Consider the following 19888-nt stretch of genomic DNA (forward strand, 5'->3'; position numbering starts at 1 on the left):
CTTGCCTATGACGACCATTTATAGAAGACCACCAATTTGTATCGTTCAATTTGGTGGTCGTTTTATTATTGCTGGAAAAAGAGGGATCTCTAAATTGGCATATATAACAGAGTAATTAACTGAATATCTATGATGAAATATTTTATAAATGGTATGTATTGAGAAAGCGAATTTTTTTGAGGTGATAAGGTTGTCGATAAAAGTACTAAAGGACATATTTTATCATGGGTTAAAAAGGGAGCTACGCATGTACGGTGAGAACGATAGGGATAAGCGTTGTTATTCTTGTGGTAAGGAATAATATCATTGTTTAATGAATGAGGAGCTGTTATTGAGTGGGATTATTTTTTCAAGAAAGTAAGGTCAAAAGTACTAAACCAATGATTATAATAAGAATATCCATTGCAATATTAATGGTGATTTTACTGATTTTTGGTGTAATCATTAATTCTGACTTCATCTATCTAAGATTAATTTTCATATTGGCAGGGATAGGTTCGATTCTTGATAGTTTTGAAACATTTTTTCAACTGAAAAATGATAAAAGATATCTTTTGGATCTTGGATTTGCAGGTTTGTGGTTTACATTATCATTTATTGTATGAAAGGGTGCTGCTGCACATGGAATTTTAGGAATAATGAAACTATATATAACTGTAATCGTATAAATAATATAAGATGTATTTAACGTAGGAAGCTGGGGGCTCTTTTAAAGTGTTTCATTTTCGGGCGATTTTAATAGAAAAGGCATTTGATAACATTGATACAATAACAAGTGACATTGACAATTAGTGCTGGAAAGTTAATTTCAACATTGAGGAGGGTCATGGTATGCCTTTATGGGGTTTTATATTGATTTTATTCGGAGGAATACTATTAATAGGTGTCATTGTAGACCTTTTAGCGAAATTAAAGGGGAAAAAGATATCCATTGAAGAGAAGGAGAAAAACATGAGCGAATCGGAAAGAATATATAAAGAAAAAATTATGCATGATATCAAAAATCATATGGATAACAACCGTTTTTAAAACAGGTTTGGAACCAAACCATTGGGACTGACATCAATTTTACTTGGATTGAATTTACTGTGATTCAGTCCCTTTGTCTGAGAAACTTGAGATAACTAACTAAAGGTTTTCTTTAAAAAATCTTTTCACTTTCTCCCACGCATCTGTCTGAGCGTGTGCATTATCCTTTGGCGTTCCTCCAAGTAGTAATTTCACACCTTGACCGAATGGAGCTTCCATTGACATTGTCGTTGGTAGATTTGGAGAACCAATTGAATGACCAGCAAGAGGAAAAGTAATATGTTCATAAGTAAAACGATGTCCGTATTTCTTTAAACGACGGATAGCTCTGTCGGAAAGCTCTTCTGAAGGCCATAATTGATCATCTCCACCTGATATTAACAAAATTGGCCCATTAATTTTTTCTACAGGTATTTCAGCTTTTTCCTGTCCTTTAGCCATCTGTAAATATATATTTTTATAAGTAAACTGAAGCCCTGTTTTCGCTTCCCTTTTGTCCTGCTGTAGTTCAGCTTCCGATACTTTACCAGTTGCAAAGGGGATTTCATCACCTTGATAAGTCCATGAAGAAAGTTCTGATCCTCTCTTTCCAATTCCAGGATAAACAACAGAGCTTGGTACATAGCCTGCGACAGCTTTTATGCTTGGAAGCATAGAAGCACTTAAGAGAGCTAGTTCCCCACCTTTTGATGTTCCCATAACACCAATTCTGTTCGGGTCTATGTCCCTTTGGTTCATTAACCAATTCAGAGCTTTTTCAACATAATCAATGGGAATATGTACTAACTCGCTTGGCAGTTTTTCAATTCCAAAATAAGCTAAGGAAAAAGTATTAAATCCATGAGACGCTAATAAAGCAGAATCTCCCTCGCGCAAACCTTCTTCAGATCCTCCTAAAACAATAATTGTCGGATATTTATTTGATTTCTTTTGAAGAAACATTGTTCCAACTAACCCTTCATCTCTAATTGGAAGTCTTTCCACTTCAGGATTTGTCAAAAGACGAACTATACTCTCCTCCTCAATTACTTTTCCCTTTTGTTTTAATGTAATTTGGTTATTAACGGCTGCAAAGGGGTTCTAATTTTCGGAGCATCATCCAAAACAGGCAACATCGACCAAAATAAACCTGTACTATCCCGGTCAGAATATGTGCCAGCTAGTGGCATTGCGATTGCTAGATCAATTTCTCCTTTACTGTTAGCCTTAAACTTTGCGTTAGACTTCCAAAGGGATCCAAAGTTATCTCGCATTTCAGCAAAAAGAGTCACTTCATTAAATGAAGATAAATTTCTTATTCGAATATCAATTGGAGCATCTCTGAAAGAATGATTTGAATGAAAGTGAAGTTTTTTGTCCATTATTTACACGCCTTTCTACCAAGTTAAATTTTCTCTTCTTAACTACTATTTCGTGATGCATGAATTATTTCCTTTAAATATTTCATGTGAAATTTAATGCAAAAGATCGGAATGGGAAGTGTATACTACGATGAGGTGGTAGGGGCGCAAACAAAACTTACTATTGTGTAAATATTCAATTAACCATATAGTGTAGATAAGCTTATTTTTGGGAGTGACAGCAAATGAGATGGAAATTAAATATATTATTATTTTGTACAATTTTATTAGCAGCCTGTACTGACCAAGAATATGAAAAAGAAGATGTTGTGGCAATCTTAAACGGAGACGAGATTAAGATTAAGGAAATACTTTGGCAATATTCTTTAGATGAAGACCCGGAAAATTCTATTTATAACTACTTGAAGCAAGAGATCGTAATTTTGGAAGCGGAAGATAGTGGGATTACTGTGTCTAAGGAAGAAATCGAAGAAAAAAAACAATTGGTGTACCCTAATTCTGATCCAGTTGAAAGATTTGAAGTTATTGAAGAACAGGAATTTTATGAAAAACAAGCATCTTTATTTGATGTGTCGCCTGAAGAATACTATGAAATTTGGGAAGATAATACATATACAAAGCAATTATACGTTGAGAAATATATCGATGAAATAATTGGGGAGCCATCCGATGATTTTGAAACATGGGGACAAGAAGTGGATGAACATATAAATAACTTATTTGAAGAGTATAAAGAAGACAAAAAATTAATTATTAAATATTGAATTTCCTAAAAATAAAAATTAATCTATTCTTAATTAACTCATTGTGATTAAATAGAACTAATTAACTTAAGGAGTGGATGAATTGATGGTGTCTTTAGTAAATAACGAAGCAGCATATAACACTGAAAAAAAAGCTGTGGTGGATTATTTAATATAAACTTGTTGAATAGACCCCTGCATTTTTCATTGTTGTATGAACCAATACACTAAAAAATGTGAGGGATATGATGAGATTACTTAAAAATAAACAATTTTTTGCGTTATTTGCAGGACGTATTTTAACAAATATAGCGGATAGCATTTACTATATTGCAGCGATGTGGATTGTATATGATTTAACTGGAAATGCATTTTATACGGGACTTGCAGGCTTTTTAACTTCGGTTCCCTGGGCATTGCAGTTCCTCACTGGACCACTTGTTGATAAATGGGCAACCAAATCCATCCTTGTGTGGACACAAGCACTGCAGGGTGTCTTGATTGCTATAATTCCGTTGTTAGCCTTATTTGATCAATTAACTGTATTTTGGGTTTTGGTATTGCTGCCTATCGTTTCGATGATTCAACAATTTGTCTATCCAGCCCAAACTAAAGTCTTACCGCAAATAGTAAAAAGAGGAGAATTGGTGACTGCTAATACCTATTTTTCTTTTGCTTATCAGGGAATTGATTTTATCTTAAATGCAATAGCCGGAGTATTTGTTGCAATCATTGGGGTTGTGTGGTTATTTGCAATGGATTCCCTGTTATTTATCTTGGCTGCTATGCTATTTATGGCACTTAGAATACCCAAAAAAGTTGATGGGCCTGGAACTAGTGCAACGTTACTGGAAAATGTAGCTCAATACAAAATGGAATTACGATTGGGATTTAGTTATGTTTTTCGTTCTGTGCTTGGTTTGTTTACACTTGGTGCCATCGTGACGAATTTTGCGATCGGCGGTATTATGGCATTATTACCTGCTTTTGCTGATTTACAAAGTGGACCGGCACTTTACGGCTATTATTTAGCTGTTTTATCTATTGGTGGCTTACTTGGCTCTGCACTCGCTCCCGGTATCCAACATTTACGGATGGGAACCTTTTACATTGTTGCGTTTAGTGCGGCAACGGTTTGTTGGATTATCTCCGCATGGAGTACAACACCTGTAATTAGTTTAATATTTTTTGGTCTTGTTTGGCTGCCAGTAGGTGTGTCAAATATAATCGTTCCGTCAGCAATTCAGGCAACAATTCCCGCTAATTTTATCGGTCGTGTGAATTCAGTTTCTGTTAGTATGAGCACTGCATCTATGCCACTAGGTTCTCTTCTTGCAGGATATTTGGGAACAATCGTTGATTTGCGAATCGCCTTTTTATTCTTTGGGCTTATCCTGTTCTTTGAGGTAATCATTTGGCTATGTCATCCGACTTTACGACAAATGCCGAAAATCTCGGAGCTGACTGCAGAATCTTTACGGTTACCAGCAATTAAAGAGGAGCAATCATGATTTGGGTTTCAGGGGCGGTTGAACAATAATCGCCCCATTATACAAAAGTAGAACTTTTGAGAAATCAGTACAAGCATAGGTTTTAAAAGAAATTAAATACAGTATCAGACCCTGTTTTCCTGTTCTTTTTTCAAGTTTCCCATCATATGTACTAAAAAGGGGAAAAGATAAAGGGGCTGATTTGCTTTGAGTTCTACACTGGTTATTTCGATTATGATTGGATTAATTGTTTTACTTTTGGTGGTTGGTGCTCCAGCAAAACCAATGCGTTTTATGGGACATACTACCGTTAAATTAGGAATTGGCATCTTATTTTTATTTTTCTTCAATGTTTTCGGGGGGGCAATTGGGCTTCATATTCCTATTAATCTATTTACAGTAATTGTTTCAGGTTTTTTAGGGTTATTTGGACTAGCCTCCCTTGCTGCGATTCATTTATTTATTATATAAAAGTTTCAAAGTTTCCTTGTATAAATTCTGTTAGATTGGGAGATACTAATTTCTAACGGAGGTGGGGAAAATGAAACAAACAATTCCATTTGAAAAATGTGGTATTTGTGAAGAAGAGAAAGAAAGAGGAATTCATCTGTATACCACGTTTATTTGTACGGACTGTGAGCACAACATGATCCATACAGAACCGAGAGAGGAAAAATACAACTATTACTTGAGAAAGCTAAAAAATGTAAATAAACCAAAACTATATTCATAGAGTCTTTGCTTGCAAAGGCTTTTTTTGTTGGTCTGGTATAATAAAAGAGACCCTATAAAAGATGGAGAGATTAAAATGGAGCATCACCGAACCCCTATCTATCAGACATTAAAGTTATTTGATGATGAAAAACCAATATCCTTTCACGTACCTGGACATAAAAATGGATTGCTTTTTCCTGATTATGCCCGTGAATATTTTGATTCCATTCTAAAGCTTGATATGACAGAGCTCCCAGGCCTTGATGACCTGCATGCACCAACAGGGGCAATTGCCAAAGCAGAAAAACTGGCAGTTGATTATTTTAAATCTGATCATACATTTTTTCTTGTAGGTGGAAGTACTGCTGGCAATTTGGCAATGATTTTAGCGGCATGCTCTGCGGGAGATAAGGTTATTGTCCAGCGTAACTGTCATAAATCGATTATGAATGGGCTGGAATTAAGTGGGGCAAAGCCGGTATTTATTGCACCTGAATACGACTCTGAGGTTGACCGTTATACAAATCCTTCTATGAGAACTTTACCGGAAGCGATACAAAAACATCCTGATGCAAAAGCAATAGTGCTGACATATCCTGATTATTTCGGGAAAGTTTATGAAATAAAAGAAATGACAGATTTAGCACATGAATATAATATACCCGTTTTAGTAGACGAAGCACATGGTGTTCATTTTTCTCTTGGGAACCCTTTTCCAGCTTCTGCACTTGAACTTGGTGCTGATGTCGTTGTCCAATCTGCGCATAAAATGGCTCCTGCGATGACGATGGCTTCTTTTTTACATATAAAATCTAAACTTGTTTCTAAAGAAAAGGTTGCGCATTATTTGCAGATGATTCAATCGAGCAGCCCTTCCTATCCATTAATGGCATCCCTGGATATAGCAAGGTCATTTTTGGCCACCTTAAAAAGTGAAGTGATTGACAGTGTTCTTCAAAGTGCATCAAAGGTAAGGGGGATTTTAGAAGACTCAGATCACTGGAATATAGTACCGACGGACGATCCATTAAAAATATCATTACAATTGAAAAAGGGAACTTCTGCAAAGGAAGCAGCGAGTCTTTTTGAAGGGCAACGTATTTATCCGGAACTTGTTACACATAATCAAATTTTGTTTATCCATGGGCTTGCGCCTTTTCAAAAAATGAATCAATTGAAAAAAGCTGTGAAAAGAGTCAATGAGCAATTAAAAAATAACTCAAACCATGATACAATAGATGTAGCGAAGCTTTTTCCACAAACTATTGAAGAATTAGCTTTGTCGTATCAAGCAATGAATCAATTACAGACGTTACAATTGTCTCGCGCAGAGGCAGTTGGATATATAGCAGCAGAAGCGGTAATTCCTTATCCGCCAGGGATCCCTCTCATCCTTAAAGGAGAAAAAATCACAGCAAAACATATTGATGTCATGGAACAATTAAACATCCAGGGTGTTCGTATCCAACAGCGTGAAATGGATGGCATCAGGGTTTACAGGAAGTGAAGAAGGAGTAGAAGACGCGTGAACGGACAATTTATAACATTTGAAGGTGGCGAGGGTGCTGGTAAAACCTCTATTCTCCATTCTTTGAATAAAAAGCTAAGCGATCTGGGCTTTGATGTGCTGGCTACACGTGAGCCTGGCGGTATTGAAATAGCTGAGAAAATCAGAAAAATCATTCTTGATCCGGAAAATACCGAAATGGAAAAGCGGACAGAAGCATTGCTGTTTGCAGCAGCACGTAGACAGCATCTAATACAAAAGGTATTACCGGCATTAAAAGCGGGTAAAATTGTTCTATGTGACCGGTTCATTGACTCAAGCCTTGCCTATCAAGGGCATGCGCAGGGCCTTGGGATTGATGAAGTTTTTACCATTAATCAATTTGCGATCAAGGATTGTATGCCGGATTTAACATTATTTTTCGATATTGAACCAAAAAAGGGATTAGAACGCATCTCGGCGAATAAAGATAGAGAAAGAAACCGTTTGGATATGGAAAAGGTATATTTCCATGAACAGGTATATGACGGTTACCAAATACTTGCAGATCGATTCCCAGATCGGATCCACACAATTAATGCTGATCAAACGATTGAGCAGGTTGAGAAAGCTGTATTGAATTATATTATTTCCTTTTTACAAAAAAAGTAAGGGAGGTATGCAACATGAAGTTAATTATTGCTGTTGTTCAGGATAAGGACTCTAATCGTCTCGTCGACGCACTGGGAGAAGAAAACTTCCAAACAACCAAGCTTGCAACAACTGGTGGCTTTTTAAAAGAGGGTAATACAACACTTATGATCGGTTGTGAGGATGAATATGTGGATGAAGCCTTAGAAGTTATTAAGGTTAATTGCTCTCACCGTGAACAGATGGTTGCACCTATTTCACCAATGGGAGGAAATGCGGATTCCTATATTCCGAAGCCCGTTAAAGTAGAAGTTGGTGGAGCAACCTGCTTTATTCTGCCAATTGAATCATTTTTCCAATTTTAAGAGTGCCTTTTTATTAAACTTTTACTTTTAAGAAGCTAAATTATCGTTAGCAGATGAAATACACGAAGACTCCAGCAGGAGGAAAGGCATAGGTGAGACCCCTAAAGACGAGTAGCACGAGGAGGCTCACCAGCCGCCTGCGGAAAGCGAAGTGTATTTCAACTGCGGTGAAATGGAGAAAGGGACTGAGTCTATGAAAATCAGCCATGAAATGCAGACAAGAACAGATACAAAATTTACACGCCCGGCTGCTGAGACACAGGCGTTTAATAGATTGGTTCAGTCCCAGACACAAAATTTAAAGCAGCAGGAATTGCAGCAATTAATGAAGCATATTACAGTACAAGGAGACAAGCTTTCCCGTTTCCGCACCTTTCGCGATCTCGCGAAATTCAAACGAATGATTAAAGGATTTTTACAGGAAACCGTATATAACGGACTCAATTTGCAAAAATCACATAGTTTTGCTTTAGATGGACAAAACAGAAAACTGGCAATCGTAAAAGAAGTTGATGAGAAATTATTGGAGTTAACCGAGGAAATGATGAACCAGGAAAAAAAGACAGTAGATATCCTTGGCCTGATTGGCGAAATAAAAGGACTGCTGGTTAATTTATATACTTAATTGAAAAGAGACGGATACTTATGAAATCATGGTCTGAAGTGGCAGAAGTTCAAGGGTTGGCTAGTAAAATCATTACAAACAGCATAAAAAAAGACCGTATTTCTCATGCGTATTTACTTCAGGGAGCACGTGGTACTGGTAAAGAGGCAATTGCTTTATTAATTGCGAAAGGATTGTTTTGCGAAAATAAAACAGATGTCGAACCATGCCATCAATGTAATGCATGTAAGCGAGTTGCCTCCCGTAATCATCCCGATGTTCATTGGATTGAACCAGAGGGGCAATCGATTAAAATAGAGCAGATTAGAAATTTACAAAAGGAATTTACCTATACAGGGCTGGAATCCAGCAGGAAGGTTTATATAATAAAAGGGTCTGATACATTAACCACAAATGCAGCAAACCGAATACTGAAGTTTTTAGAGGAACCAAGTAAACAAACAACCGCAATTATGCTGACTGAAAATAGTCAGTCCATTCTCCCGACGATTAAGTCACGTTGTCAGATAATCGATCTGCAGCCACTGAATCCGGTATCTTTCCAAAAGCAATTAATGGAAAAGGGGATGTCAAAGGAAAATGCAGTTTTAATGAGTGCTTTGACTAATAATCTGGATGATGCATTCGCTTGGAATGAAAATGAGTGGTTTGCTTCAGCCCGAAAGATAGTGATACAATTAGTAGAAATGTCTTCAAAGGTTCCTGATGATGTTTATTTATTTGTACATAACCATTGGGTGCCCCATTTTAAAGAACGAACCGAGCAGGAGCAAGGCCTGGATTTATTGCTTCTAGCTTTTAAGGATATTCTTTATTTCCATATCGGAAATAATTCGGGGATGGTAGTATTTACCCCAAATGACCCATTGCCTGAAAAAGCAGCGATGTATTTTTCACAGGAAAAGGTAGTAAACATTCTAAACGCTATTCTACAGGCAAAAAGAAAATTGAAGCAAAATGTTCATCCTACTTTAGTGATTGAACAGCTGACACTTCAAATACAGAGGTGATATTAATTGATAGAAGTTATTGGAGTCCGCTTCAAAAAAGCGGGTAAAATATATTATTTTGATCCCGGCGAGCACACAATTTTATTAGATAGCTATGTTATTGTGGAAACCGTACGTGGGATTGAGTTTGGGAAAGTTGTAATTGCCAGTAAACAGGTGGATGAGGAAGATGTTGTCCTTCCCCTGAAAAAAGTACTTCGAATTGCTGGTGAAAAGGATAAACTAACGGTTGTTGAAAATCAGGAACATGCGGAGAAAGCTTTTCAAACTTGTACAAACAAGATTATTGAACATAAGCTGGATATGAATCTAGTAGAGGTAGAATATACATTTGACCGTAATAAAATTATTTTTTATTTCACCGCAGAAGGTCGCGTGGATTTTCGGAATCTGGTAAAAGATCTGGCAGCAATGTTTAAAACAAGGATAGAATTGCGTCAAATCGGAGTTCGTGATGAGGCGAAAATGCTTGGCGGGATTGGCCCATGTGGCAGAATGCTTTGTTGCTCGACATTTTTAGGAGACTTTGAGCCTGTTTCTATTAAAATGGCAAAAGACCAAAACCTATCCTTAAATCCGGCGAAAATTTCCGGATTATGTGGCAGATTGATGTGCTGCCTGAAATATGAAAATGATAATTATGAAACGGCAAAGCGTGAATTACCTGATATTGGGCAAGCTATTAAAACCCCTTATGGCAAAGGAAAAGTAGTTGGTATAAACATCCTTGAACGACTCATCCAAATCGAAATTCCAGAAAAAGAAAGCGAAATAGAATATACTTTAGATGAACTGATAGAAGAAGGAATATTAGCGCAGGCCATAGAATAATGGAGTGAGTAGGCGTGAATAACAGACAAATATTTGATCAAGTGTCAGATATGGAAAAACAAATTGGCGAACTATATGAACAGCTTGGAGAATTAAAAGGGAGATTAAGTGATGTTTTGGAAGAAAACCATCGGCTTGCTATGGAAAATCACAACTTGCGGAATCATCTGGAGCACCATACAGAAGAAAGCAAGAAAGAAGAAAGTGGAACTACTTCCAAAAAAGGCTTTCCAAGTGAAGGATATGACAATTTAGCCAGACTTTATGAAGAAGGTTTCCATATTTGTAATCTGGAATTTGGGGGTCCAAGAAGAAACGAGGATTGCATGTTCTGTCTTGATTTCCTAAACAAAACAAAGTAGGTTAGATAAGAAGCTGTCTCAGATCCTGAGACAGCTTCTTTATTAGGGGAGTTTTTAAAGGAAAGGGATTTAATTATGGTACAACTAATAGATGATGAACGTTTCGATTATTTACTGGCAGATGAAAGTATGAAGATTATTCAAAGTCCGTCTGCTTTTTCATTCTCACTGGATGCGGTATTGCTAGCTCATTTCGCTTATGTTCCAATAAAAAGGGGAAACATTTTGGATTTGTGTACAGGAAATGGTGTAATTCCACTATTATTATCAAATAGAACAAAAGCCAAAATTACCGGTGTGGAAATCCAGGAACGAATCTTCAGTATGGCAAAAAGAAATATAGAACTTAACAGACTAACAGATCAATTGTCTGTCATTCATGGTGATTTAAAAGAAATGCAGCCAGTACTCGCGCAAAGCAGCTTTGATGTGGTTACATGCAATCCACCGTATTTTAAGACACCTTCAAAAAATGAGTATAATCATAATGACTATTTAACGATCGCAAGGCATGAAGTTTTTTGTACATTGGAGGATGTTGTGAAAGCATGTAAGTTACATGTGCGTCCGGGTGGAAAGGTAGCGATGGTTCATCGGCCGGGAAGACTTGTTGATATTATCGAATTATTTCGGAAGTATAAGCTTGAGCCGAAACGACTCCAGTTTGTTTATCCAAAGCGAGGGAAGGATGCTAATATGCTGTTAGTGGAAGGAATTCGTGATGGCAAAGCAGATTTGAAGATTTTGCCCCCATTGTATATTTATAATGAAGATGGAACATACACAAAAGAAGCAGAGGGTATTATATATGGCAGATTATGAGCACATTGTTTATATGTTAAAATGCAAGGATAATTCACTGTATACAGGATATACAAATAACCTGGAACACCGGGTTAAAATGCATACAGAAGGAAAAGGGGCAAAATATACCCGGGGACGTGGCCCGTTTCAGGTGGTTTATATCGAGAAGTTTCCAACAAAGGAAAAGGCAATGCAGAAGGAATATGAGATCAAACAATTGGACCGTAAAGAAAAATTCCAACTCATACGAAACAAGCTGAAAGAAGTGATGCAATTTGAAAATACAAAAGAGCTTTGATGATGATACAAAGGGCATTTTATATGTCGTTCCAACTCCCATTGGAAACCTTGAGGATATTACGTATCGTGCATTAAAAATTCTGAAGTCTGTCACGATTATTGCTGCAGAAGATACAAGAAATACAAAAAAGCTGCTCAATCACTTTGAAATAGCCACACCACTTATCAGCTACCATGAACATAATAAGCTTTCACGGGTGGAGCAATTGCTTTATCGAGTAGAGAATGGCGAATCCATTGCGATTGTGAGTGATGCTGGAATGCCTGCTATTTCTGATCCTGGGTATGAGTTAGTACGAGCTGCCATTGATAGAGATCAATCGGTCGTTGTTTTACCTGGAGCAAATGCTGCGGTTTGTGCATTAATTGGCTCAGGACTGCCAACAGATGAGTTTTACTTTTATGGATTTTTACCTAGGAAAAAGCGGGATAAAGAGGCAGAGATAGAACGATTAAAAAGTATGAAGGCAAGCCTGCTTTTTTATGAATCTCCCTACCGAGTTAAGGATACATTAAAGGCAATGCATGAAAAACTGGGTTCACGAAATATAGCAGTTGCTCGGGAATTAACAAAGCGATTTGAGGAATATGTGCGTGGAACGACTGAAGAGCTTATTGCCTGGACAGATGAGAAGGAATTAAAGGGTGAGTTTTGCATCATTGTCGAAGGGAACCCTTCTGACGAAAGTGAACAGGATACCATATTATGGTGGAGTAATTTATCTGTTCTTGATCACGTTAGCTATTATATAGAAGAAAAGGATTTTTCCAGTAAAGATGCCATTAAACAGGTGGCTGCAGAAAGAAAGTTGCCCAAACGAGAGGTATACCAAATATTTCATGTTGAATAATTAAAATAAAGAGGGCTGACGTGCAATATGCAAGCGTTAGCCCTCTTTGTAACTTATTCTATTCTTCCTTATGTGAAACTGCCTGTGTATCCAGACGTGACTGAATCTCTTCAATTAATTGTTTTGCCCCATCCGGGCTGAGGACTAATTTGCCATTTGCCAATGACAGATTTTCGTCAGAAGTTTCACCGGTAAGCTGGCATGTCATATCTGGATTATATTTCTTTAAAACAATTTTGTCATTATCTACATAAATCTCCATGGCGTCCTTTATATGGATATCAAGTGTACGTCTCAGTTCAACTGGGAGCACGACACGCCCAAGCTCATCAACTTTTCGTACAATTCCGGTAGACTTCATTTTTCTTCCCCCTCTAAAAGGCTGAGAATACTGCTATTATAATGCAGTAGCATCCAGCTTTTTAAATAATTTTCTAGCAAAAAGGAGTAATTTCTTATCAGCTAAAAAAAATCGTCATATTTCGACATCTATCTAAAGAATAGAATACCAATCAATCCATTTTATGTCAATAATGATTTATGAAAAATAAAACAAGTGGGAATATTTGATGATCCATTGATAAATACTGTAATATGGCACTCTTCACTGATTTGATGTTAGACTTTCCGTTAGTTTTATTGTTTTTTAATCCTCACAGTGGATAGAAAGTGCGACGTAAAATCAATAGTGATAATTTCATCAATCGCTACGGAAATACACTACGCTTTCCGCGGGTGGCTGATGAGCCTCCTCATGCTTCGCACTGCGGGGTCTCATCTAGGCCTCTGCTCCCGCAGGAGTCTCCGTGTATTTCCTCCGCTGGGATGGTGCTTTCAACTTTAAAAAGTGAATTATCACTTGATTGAATCAAACAATTACTATCCACTCTTATGATGGTTGATTGGAGGCGCAGGGCAGTCGACTCCTGCGGGAAAAGCACGTGTCTGAAGACCCCGCAGAGTGGTTTTCTCGAGGAGACTGAAGCCGTGCCCGCTAAAAAGCAACGGTCCGCAGCGGAAAATAACCAAGCGCATACGTCGCAGTTTATAGCTTCTGTGGCAAAAACAATATTTTTTCGATGGGACGAGCAGTGTGCAGTCCCAAACATTTAGAAAAACACCTAGAATAATTACATGGTTTTTGTCTATTTATAGATAATATTAGCTAAATTGGAGTCATGTTTGCTTAAGTATTTGGCAAAATACATTATAATCGCTACAATAGAAATAGTTTTTAATTAATGATACGAAGGTTCCTGAGGAGGTATAACAGTGCCAAAAGATGAAAAAACTTTTTATATAACTACACCAATTTATTATCCAAGTGGCAAGCTGCATATTGGAAATGCTTATTCAACAATTGCCTGTGACGTAATGGCACGTTACAAAAGAATGCTCGGCTTTGATGTTTTTTACTTAACCGGAAGTGATGAGCATGGGCAGAAAATCGAAAACAAAGCGAAGGAATTAAATACTTCACCACAGGAATATGTTGATGACATGGCAGAGGGTATGCAGAAATTATGGAAATTACTCGAAATCAGTAACGATAAATTCATCCGTACAACAGAAACGACTCATAAACAGGTAGTAGCAGACATTTTTGAACGCTTTCTGGAGCAGGGTGATATTTATCTTGATGAATATGAAGGCTGGTATTCCATTCCTGATGAAACCTTCTATACAGAAACACAATTAGTAGACGCTGAACGTGATGAAGCCGGAAATGTAATTGCCGGAAAGTCACCTGATAGTGGGCATCCAGTGGAATTGATTAAGGAAGAGTCATATTTCTTTAAAATGAGTAACTATGCGGATCGTTTGTTGGATTATTACAATACACATCCGGAGTTTATTCAGCCTGAATCCCGTAAAAATGAGATGATTAATAACTTTATTAAACCAGGTTTGGAAGATTTAGCTGTTTCCCGAACGGTTTTCTCCTGGGGAATTAAAGTACCAAGCAATCCAAAACACGTTGTGTATGTATGGATTGATGCATTGGCAAACTATATAACAGCACTTGGATATGGTACAGATGATACTACATTATATGACAAATACTGGCCTGCAGATGTGCATATGGTCGGAAAAGAAATTGTGCGTTTCCATACAATTTATTGGCCAATTATGTTAATGGCCTTGGATCTTCCGCTGCCTAAGAAAGTCTTTGCACATGGCTGGCTATTAATGAAAGATGGAAAAATGTCCAAATCAAAAGGAAATGTAGTGTACCCTGAAATGCTTGTTGAGCGTTATGATCTGGACGCATTGCGTTACTACTTAATGCGTGAGGTTGCATTTGGAAGTGATGGTGTCTTCACACCGGAGGACTTTGTTTCCCGTGTGAACTATGACCTGGCCAATGACCTTGGTAACCTGCTTAACCGTACTGTAGCCATGATCAATAAGTACCTCGATGGCCAAGTACCAGCGTATAACGGGAATGTTACAGCATTTGAGGAGAACTTGAAAGAAACGGCAGAAAATGTGATTGTAAACTATCAAAAAGAAATGGATAACATGCAATTTAGTAGTGCGCTCAGCAATGTCTGGATATTGATTTCACGTGCCAATAAATATATTGATGAAACCGAACCTTGGAAATTGGCAAAGAATGATGAGAAAAAAGCTGAATTAGCAAGTGTTATGTTACACCTTGCAGAAAGTCTGCGGATTGCTGCAACATTGCTTCAGCCATTCCTGACTCACGCACCAGGCAAAATTTTCACCCAGCTGGGTATTGAGGGTGACACTGCCGGAGAATGGAATGCAGTTCATTTCGGTGGTTTCCCAGAAAACGCAAAAGTTGTCGAAAAAGGAACACCAATCTTCCCGCGCTTGGATAGTGAAGAGGAAGTGGCCTATATTAAAGACCAAATGTCCGGCGGTTCTCAGGCAGAAGAAGAAGCTGAATGGGATCCAACAGAAACAGAACTGGCTTCGGTAAAGGATAAACAAATAAAATATGATGTCTTTGATAAAGTAGAATTAAAAGTCGCTGAAGTAATTGAATGCGGAAAAGTAGAAGGTGCGGATAAATTACTGAAATTTCGTCTGGATGCAGGGGACGCGGGACACCGTCAAATTCTCTCCGGTATTGCCGAATGGTATCCGGATGCTGAAGCACTTGTTGGCAAAAAAGTTGTTATTGTTGCAAACCTAAAGCCCCGTAAAATGCGTGGGGAAATCAGCCAGGGAATGATACTGTCTTCGGAACATGATGGAAAACTGCAAATCATCGAAGCACCGGCAGAAGCTGCCAACGGCTCGGTTATCTCTTAAACAAAAATACCCTGCTCAACATGGCAGGGTATTTTTTAACAGCAAAATTTGAAAGGATGAAATGTATGTTATTCGATACACATGTTCATTTAAATGCAGATCAATTTATGGAAGATCGTGAGGAAACGATCCAGCGTGCATTTGATGCAGGGGTCAACTATATGGTTGTAGTCGGCTTTGATCGTAAAACAATCCCATTAGCAATAGAAATCGCCGAGCAAAATGAAACGATTTATGCAGCAGTCGGGTGGCATCCCGTCGATTCAATTGATATGACAGATGAGGATTTAGCTTGGATTGAGGAATTATCTTCTCATCCCAAAGTGGTGGCGATTGGGGAAATGGGCTTGGATTATCACTGGGATAAATCCCCAAAGGAAATCCAAAAGGAAGTTTTCCGTAAGCAAATTCAGTTGGCAAAAAAAGTAAAGATGCCAATTATTATTCATAATCGTGAGGCAACGGAAGATATTATTGAAATTCTGCAGGAAGAAGATGCACAGGCAGTGGGTGGTATAATGCACTGTTATAATGATTCTGTAGATTATGTTCAAGCATGTCTTGATATGAACTTTTACATATCACTGGGAGGTCCTGTTACATTTAAAAATGCAAAAGAGCCTAAAGAGGTCGCTGCCCAGGTTCCTTTAGACCGATTATTAGTAGAAACAGATGCACCATTTCTTGCACCACATCCAAATCGGGGGAAAAGAAATGAACCGGCATATGTAAAATTGGTGGCAGAAAAAATCGCAGAGCTAAGAGAAATGCCTCTTGAGGAAATAAGTAAAACTACGACGAAAAATGCATGTAAACTTTTTGGAATAGAACAATTGTAAGTTTTATAAAATGAAATTTTTATGTAAAAAAGATAGCAAAATAAGGATACTTTTCCCTGACTGGTTCAGATACCAGTCTTATTTTTTTGCAAATTAATAGAGCTGGGTAAACCTATGTATACCAACAGGTTTGGCTGTTTTAGGTGTACTAAAAACTATGAAAAATATTAGTTGTAATCTAATTGTAAACTAAACGTAATCGAAATTGCTTTGACTTTACATTTAACTGTTTATATAATCGGTCTCGTATAAGGAGGCAGAAGCATGCGAATTATTTCAAAGCTATTGCCGGCATCGAAAATGAAGCTGGTTATTTCAAGTATTGGTGTTTTGGCACTTGTTTTATTTTCAGGGTTGGTACTATTTGAAGCAACGAAAGCGGAAGTAGTAGTCACAGATAATGATGAAAAACAAACAGTAAACACACACACAAATACAGTTGGAGAACTGCTGGCGGAAGTAGGAATTAACGTTGGCGAGCATGATGAACTATCACATAGTTTGGATACTCAGATCGAAAGCGGTATGGAAATTAAGTACGATACAGCAAAAGAGGTTGTTGTGACGATTGATGGCGATGAGCAGGTATTTTACACAACAACAGATACCATAGATGAATTCTTATCAGAAGAAAACCTTTCATTTGCAGATCGTGATGATGTTTCACACGACAGAACAGAAGCAATTGAAGATGGACTACATATAGAAGTTGCAACAGCATACGAAGTTACCATTAATGATGGCGGTAAAGAGAAGCGGGTCTGGACTACAGGCAGTACGGTAGGAGAACTACTGGATTCCAATCAAATCAAGGTCAATAAAAAGCTGGATAAAATTAAACCAGCTATTGATGAAAAGGTAACTAAAGATACAACGATAACAATTGTCCAAGTAAAGAAGGAAACAGAAGAGGTTACGGAAAAAGTAGCTTTTGATACAGAAAAGAAAAATGACAGTTCCCTTCTGAAAGGGAAGGAACAGGTTGTTACACAGGGGCAAGCAGGTAAAATTGTGAAAAAATATGAAGTACTATATGAAAACGGGAAAGAAGTCAGCCGTGAATTAGTAAGTGAAGAAGTAACAGAAGACAGTAAGAATCAGGTTGTTGCAATCGGCACAAAAGAACCGGTGCAGAAAAAAGAGACTAATTTGGTAACATTATCAAGTAAGAAATCTAATTCAGCCAATTCAAGCAAGAAGTCCAGCACATCGAATACGTCATCTTCCAAGGCAAATACGGATGGTAAGGTATTTACCATGAGTGCAAGTGCATATACAGCAAGCTGCAGCGGATGTTCCGGTTTTACAGCTACAGGAATCAATTTAGCGGCCAATCCAAACATGAAGGTAATTGCAGTTGATCCAAATATAATTCCTCTAGGCTCAAGAGTATGGGTTGAGGGATATGGTGAAGCTATAGCTGGAGATACTGGTGGACATATTAAAGGTAATCGGATTGATGTTCATGTACCTTCAAAATCAGCTGCATATAAATGGGGAAGAAAAACGGTTACAGTTAAGGTTCTGAATTAATTTGAATATAGGATAAATGCTCTTGCCATGCTATTATGGTAGGAGCATTATTTTTTTCACGTGGAGGAAATATTTTGAAAATCAAAGAAATTATTGTTGTGGAAGGCAGGGACGATACTGCGAAAATCCACCATGCGGTCAATGCAGACACAATTGAAACTAATGGTTCAGCCATCAATCAGGAAATTTTAACCCGGATTAAGCATGCCAGGGAAAAACGAGGAGTCATTATTTTTACTGATCCGGATTATCCTGGTGAACGGATTCGCCATATTGTGGATCAGGCGGTACCAGGCTGTAAACATGCTTTTCTAACACAGGATAAAGCAAGGGCTAAACATCCGCATAATAAAAGTCTTGGTATTGAGCATGCATCTGCTGAAGCAATCAGACAGGCACTTTCAGATGTGTATGAACTAGTCGCCTTGGAAGAAAGTGACATAGAGAAAGAGGATTTAGTAAACCATGGACTTATCGGCGGTGCCGGTGCAAGTATACGCAGGGAAAAGCTTGGTGAGTTATTACAAATCGGACATACTAATGGAAAACAATTATTAAAACGGCTGACAATGTTTAAGATTACTAAAGAACAATTTGAAGAAGCAGTAAAAGAGCTGCTGCAACAGGAGGAAAATAAGGATGCCTAAAAAGCATATAGCTACTCCAACACGTACAAAAGAGATTTTGGCAAAATATAAGTTTTCATTCAAAAAAAGCTTAGGCCAAAATTTCCTGGTTGATGTAAATATACTTGAAAATATTATTAAACATGCAGGGATTGATAAGGATACCGGGGCAATAGAGATTGGGCCGGGAATCGGTGCATTGACAGAACAGCTGGCAATTCATGCGGATAAGGTTGTTGCCTATGAAATTGATCAACGCTTATTGCCAATTTTAAAAGATACGCTTCAGGATTACAGCAATATTGATATTGTGCATCAGGACATTCTAGAATCGGATGTAGCTGATACCATTAAAATGAATTTCAGACCTGATCAAGCAGTAAGTATCGTGGCTAATTTGCCTTATTACATTACCACCCCAATTCTAATGAAATTATTACGTGAAAAACTGCCTGTTGATAGTTTGACTGTAATGATTCAGAAAGAAGTAGCAGAGCGGATGGCAGCAAAACCAAATAGCAAGAGCTATGGTTCGCTAACGATAGCGGTTCAGTATTACACACAAGCTGAGGTCGTTATGAATGTGCCTAAAAGTGTATTCATGCCACAGCCGAATGTTGATTCAAGCATTTTACAATTGGTTACAAGGGAGAAGCCACCGGTTCATGTGGAAAATGAGGACTACTTCTTCAACATTGTACAAGCATGCTTTGCACAACGAAGAAAGACACTCCGAAATAATTTAACAAGTCACTTTAAAGGAACATATGATAAAGAAACAATAACGCATATGCTGGATGATATCGGCATTGACGGGATAAGGCGTGGAGAATCACTGGATATGGGTGAATTCGCGCTGTTGGCGAATGGTTTTTATCATGCGGTTAATTAATAAAGGAGCTATTGCTGAGAAAAGGCGATAGCTCCTTTATTCAGGTCAGATGGCACAAATAGGCACCAACCCTCATAGTCTATAGGAGGAA

Annotated in this window: 24 protein-coding genes; 21 read left to right on the forward strand and 3 right to left on the reverse strand. The window is 37.8% G+C overall.

Going from position 1 to position 19888, the window contains the following annotated elements:
• The first annotated feature begins 380 nt into the window (after positions 1 to 380).
• Both CIL05_RS16525 and CIL05_RS16530 read left to right on the forward strand, forming a co-directional pair.
• Positions 381 to 605 carry a hypothetical protein gene (locus tag CIL05_RS16525; RefSeq protein ID WP_133065305.1) on the forward strand — a complete coding sequence of 75 codons (225 nt, stop codon included), beginning with the start codon at positions 381 to 383 and terminating at the stop codon, positions 603 to 605.
• A gap of 226 nt (positions 606 to 831) precedes the next feature.
• The gene (locus CIL05_RS16530) at positions 832 to 1029 is read left to right on the forward strand and encodes a hypothetical protein (RefSeq protein ID WP_095656647.1); all 198 of its coding nucleotides are present in this window, start codon (positions 832 to 834) and stop codon (positions 1027 to 1029) included.
• 99 nt (positions 1030 to 1128) lie between these two features.
• On the opposite strand, the gene CIL05_RS16535 is transcribed toward CIL05_RS16530, so the two are convergent.
• Together CIL05_RS16535 and CIL05_RS16540 are read right to left on the reverse strand one after the other, a co-directional pair.
• The gene (locus CIL05_RS16535) at positions 1129 to 2028 is read right to left on the reverse strand and encodes an acyl-CoA thioester hydrolase/BAAT C-terminal domain-containing protein (RefSeq protein WP_095656648.1); all 900 of its coding nucleotides are present in this window, start codon (positions 2026 to 2028) and stop codon (positions 1129 to 1131) included.
• A gap of 44 nt (positions 2029 to 2072) precedes the next feature.
• Entirely contained in the window at positions 2073 to 2390 is a 318-nt protein-coding gene (locus CIL05_RS16540; protein ID WP_095656649.1) for an acyl-CoA thioesterase/BAAT N-terminal domain-containing protein, read from the reverse strand.
• 224 nt (positions 2391 to 2614) lie between these two features.
• On the opposite strand from CIL05_RS16540, the gene CIL05_RS16545 reads away from it, so the two are divergent.
• From CIL05_RS16545 to rsmI, 14 genes are all read left to right on the forward strand, one after another.
• Positions 2615 to 3154 (forward strand): hypothetical protein, encoded by a 540-nt coding sequence (locus CIL05_RS16545; RefSeq protein ID WP_095656650.1) that lies wholly within the window; start codon positions 2615 to 2617, stop codon positions 3152 to 3154.
• Positions 3155 to 3381: 227 nt separating this feature from the next.
• Complete coding sequence (locus tag CIL05_RS16550) at positions 3382 to 4644, forward strand: MFS transporter (RefSeq protein WP_165769149.1); 1263 nt, start codon at positions 3382 to 3384, stop codon at positions 4642 to 4644.
• A 186-nt stretch (positions 4645 to 4830) separates the two neighbouring features.
• Entirely contained in the window at positions 4831 to 5094 is a 264-nt protein-coding gene (locus tag CIL05_RS16555; RefSeq protein WP_095656652.1) for a pro-sigmaK processing inhibitor BofA family protein, read from the forward strand.
• 70 nt (positions 5095 to 5164) lie between these two features.
• Positions 5165 to 5356, forward strand: a complete 192-nt coding sequence (locus CIL05_RS16560; RefSeq protein ID WP_095656653.1) for a sigma factor G inhibitor Gin — start codon at positions 5165 to 5167, stop codon at positions 5354 to 5356.
• Between the two features lie 75 nt (positions 5357 to 5431).
• Entirely contained in the window at positions 5432 to 6844 is a 1413-nt protein-coding gene (locus CIL05_RS16565; protein WP_095656654.1) for an aminotransferase class I/II-fold pyridoxal phosphate-dependent enzyme, read from the forward strand.
• A gap of 18 nt (positions 6845 to 6862) precedes the next feature.
• Positions 6863 to 7495, forward strand: a complete 633-nt coding sequence (tmk, locus tag CIL05_RS16570) for a dTMP kinase (RefSeq protein WP_095656655.1) — start codon at positions 6863 to 6865, stop codon at positions 7493 to 7495.
• Positions 7496 to 7509: 14 nt separating this feature from the next.
• Entirely contained in the window at positions 7510 to 7839 is a 330-nt protein-coding gene (gene darA / locus CIL05_RS16575) for a cyclic di-AMP receptor DarA (protein ID WP_095656656.1), read from the forward strand.
• Between the two features lie 193 nt (positions 7840 to 8032).
• Positions 8033 to 8464, forward strand: coding sequence for a YaaR family protein (locus CIL05_RS16580; protein ID WP_095656709.1), 432 nt, complete (start codon positions 8033 to 8035; stop codon positions 8462 to 8464).
• 20 nt (positions 8465 to 8484) lie between these two features.
• A complete protein-coding gene (gene holB, locus CIL05_RS16585; RefSeq protein WP_095656657.1) occupies positions 8485 to 9474 on the forward strand; it encodes a DNA polymerase III subunit delta' in 990 nt (329 codons plus the stop codon).
• Between the two features lie 6 nt (positions 9475 to 9480).
• Positions 9481 to 10305: a PSP1 domain-containing protein gene (locus tag CIL05_RS16590; protein WP_095656658.1), complete on the forward strand. Its 825-nt coding sequence runs from the start codon at positions 9481 to 9483 to the stop codon at positions 10303 to 10305.
• A gap of 14 nt (positions 10306 to 10319) precedes the next feature.
• Positions 10320 to 10667, forward strand: a complete 348-nt coding sequence (gene yabA / locus CIL05_RS16595) for a DNA replication initiation control protein YabA (protein WP_095656659.1) — start codon at positions 10320 to 10322, stop codon at positions 10665 to 10667.
• A 75-nt stretch (positions 10668 to 10742) separates the two neighbouring features.
• Positions 10743 to 11489 (forward strand): tRNA1(Val) (adenine(37)-N6)-methyltransferase, encoded by a 747-nt coding sequence (locus CIL05_RS16600; protein WP_095656660.1) that lies wholly within the window; start codon positions 10743 to 10745, stop codon positions 11487 to 11489.
• Positions 11476 to 11769: a GIY-YIG nuclease family protein gene (locus CIL05_RS16605; protein ID WP_095656661.1), complete on the forward strand. Its 294-nt coding sequence runs from the start codon at positions 11476 to 11478 to the stop codon at positions 11767 to 11769. Before CIL05_RS16600 ends, CIL05_RS16605 begins: the two co-directional genes overlap by 14 nt.
• Positions 11747 to 12622, forward strand: a complete 876-nt coding sequence (rsmI, locus tag CIL05_RS16610; RefSeq protein ID WP_095656662.1) for a 16S rRNA (cytidine(1402)-2'-O)-methyltransferase — start codon at positions 11747 to 11749, stop codon at positions 12620 to 12622. The genes CIL05_RS16605 and rsmI overlap by 23 nt, the downstream gene beginning before the upstream one ends.
• 58 nt (positions 12623 to 12680) lie before the next feature.
• Here rsmI and abrB read toward each other — a convergent pair whose 3' ends face one another.
• A complete protein-coding gene (gene abrB / locus CIL05_RS16615; RefSeq protein ID WP_095656663.1) occupies positions 12681 to 12983 on the reverse strand; it encodes a transition state genes transcriptional regulator AbrB in 303 nt (100 codons plus the stop codon).
• A gap of 911 nt (positions 12984 to 13894) precedes the next feature.
• Here abrB and metG point away from each other — a divergent pair.
• From metG to rsmA, 5 genes are all read left to right on the forward strand, one after another.
• On the forward strand, positions 13895 to 15907 hold the full coding sequence (gene metG, locus CIL05_RS16620; protein ID WP_095656664.1) for a methionine--tRNA ligase: 2013 nt from the start codon (positions 13895 to 13897) through the stop codon (positions 15905 to 15907).
• 65 nt (positions 15908 to 15972) lie between these two features.
• Positions 15973 to 16746 (forward strand): TatD family hydrolase, encoded by a 774-nt coding sequence (locus CIL05_RS16625; RefSeq protein WP_095656665.1) that lies wholly within the window; start codon positions 15973 to 15975, stop codon positions 16744 to 16746.
• Between the two features lie 264 nt (positions 16747 to 17010).
• Positions 17011 to 18279: a resuscitation-promoting factor gene (locus CIL05_RS16630; protein ID WP_095656666.1), complete on the forward strand. Its 1269-nt coding sequence runs from the start codon at positions 17011 to 17013 to the stop codon at positions 18277 to 18279.
• Positions 18280 to 18353: 74 nt separating this feature from the next.
• Positions 18354 to 18926 (forward strand): ribonuclease M5, encoded by a 573-nt coding sequence (gene rnmV / locus CIL05_RS16635; RefSeq protein WP_095656667.1) that lies wholly within the window; start codon positions 18354 to 18356, stop codon positions 18924 to 18926.
• Complete coding sequence (rsmA, locus tag CIL05_RS16640; RefSeq protein WP_095656668.1) at positions 18919 to 19797, forward strand: 16S rRNA (adenine(1518)-N(6)/adenine(1519)-N(6))-dimethyltransferase RsmA; 879 nt, start codon at positions 18919 to 18921, stop codon at positions 19795 to 19797. Before rnmV ends, rsmA begins: the two co-directional genes overlap by 8 nt.
• Positions 19798 to 19888: the final 91 nt, after the last annotated feature.

This window comes from Virgibacillus profundi (assembly GCF_002287375.1).
GTDB lineage: Bacteria > Bacillota > Bacilli > Bacillales > Amphibacillaceae > Virgibacillus_K > Virgibacillus_K profundi.

Excerpts from the sequence above, each read along its gene's own strand:
- rsmA (WP_095656668.1), top strand. The coding sequence starts at position 18,919 with ATGCCTAAAAAGCATATAGCTACTCCAACACGTACAAAAGAGATTTTG.
- CIL05_RS16605 (WP_095656661.1), top strand. The coding sequence starts at position 11,476 with ATGGCAGATTATGAGCACATTGTTTATATGTTAAAATGCAAGGATAAT.
- CIL05_RS16600 (WP_095656660.1), top strand. The coding sequence starts at position 10,743 with ATGGTACAACTAATAGATGATGAACGTTTCGATTATTTACTGGCAGAT.
- CIL05_RS16625 (WP_095656665.1), top strand. The coding sequence starts at position 15,973 with ATGTTATTCGATACACATGTTCATTTAAATGCAGATCAATTTATGGAA.
- CIL05_RS16580 (WP_095656709.1), top strand. The coding sequence starts at position 8,033 with ATGAAAATCAGCCATGAAATGCAGACAAGAACAGATACAAAATTTACA.
- CIL05_RS16560 (WP_095656653.1), top strand. The coding sequence starts at position 5,165 with ATGAAACAAACAATTCCATTTGAAAAATGTGGTATTTGTGAAGAAGAG.
- CIL05_RS16550 (WP_165769149.1), top strand. The coding sequence starts at position 3,382 with ATGAGATTACTTAAAAATAAACAATTTTTTGCGTTATTTGCAGGACGT.
- CIL05_RS16545 (WP_095656650.1), top strand. The coding sequence starts at position 2,615 with ATGAGATGGAAATTAAATATATTATTATTTTGTACAATTTTATTAGCA.
- CIL05_RS16525 (WP_133065305.1), top strand. The coding sequence starts at position 381 with ATGATTATAATAAGAATATCCATTGCAATATTAATGGTGATTTTACTG.
- CIL05_RS16540 (WP_095656649.1), bottom strand. The coding sequence starts at position 2,390 with ATGGACAAAAAACTTCACTTTCATTCAAATCATTCTTTCAGAGATGCT.
- darA (WP_095656656.1), top strand. The coding sequence starts at position 7,510 with ATGAAGTTAATTATTGCTGTTGTTCAGGATAAGGACTCTAATCGTCTC.
- holB (WP_095656657.1), top strand. The coding sequence starts at position 8,485 with ATGAAATCATGGTCTGAAGTGGCAGAAGTTCAAGGGTTGGCTAGTAAA.
- CIL05_RS16630 (WP_095656666.1), top strand. The coding sequence starts at position 17,011 with ATGCGAATTATTTCAAAGCTATTGCCGGCATCGAAAATGAAGCTGGTT.
- abrB (WP_095656663.1), bottom strand. The coding sequence starts at position 12,983 with ATGAAGTCTACCGGAATTGTACGAAAAGTTGATGAGCTTGGGCGTGTC.
- CIL05_RS16565 (WP_095656654.1), top strand. The coding sequence starts at position 5,432 with ATGGAGCATCACCGAACCCCTATCTATCAGACATTAAAGTTATTTGAT.
- CIL05_RS16530 (WP_095656647.1), top strand. The coding sequence starts at position 832 with ATGCCTTTATGGGGTTTTATATTGATTTTATTCGGAGGAATACTATTA.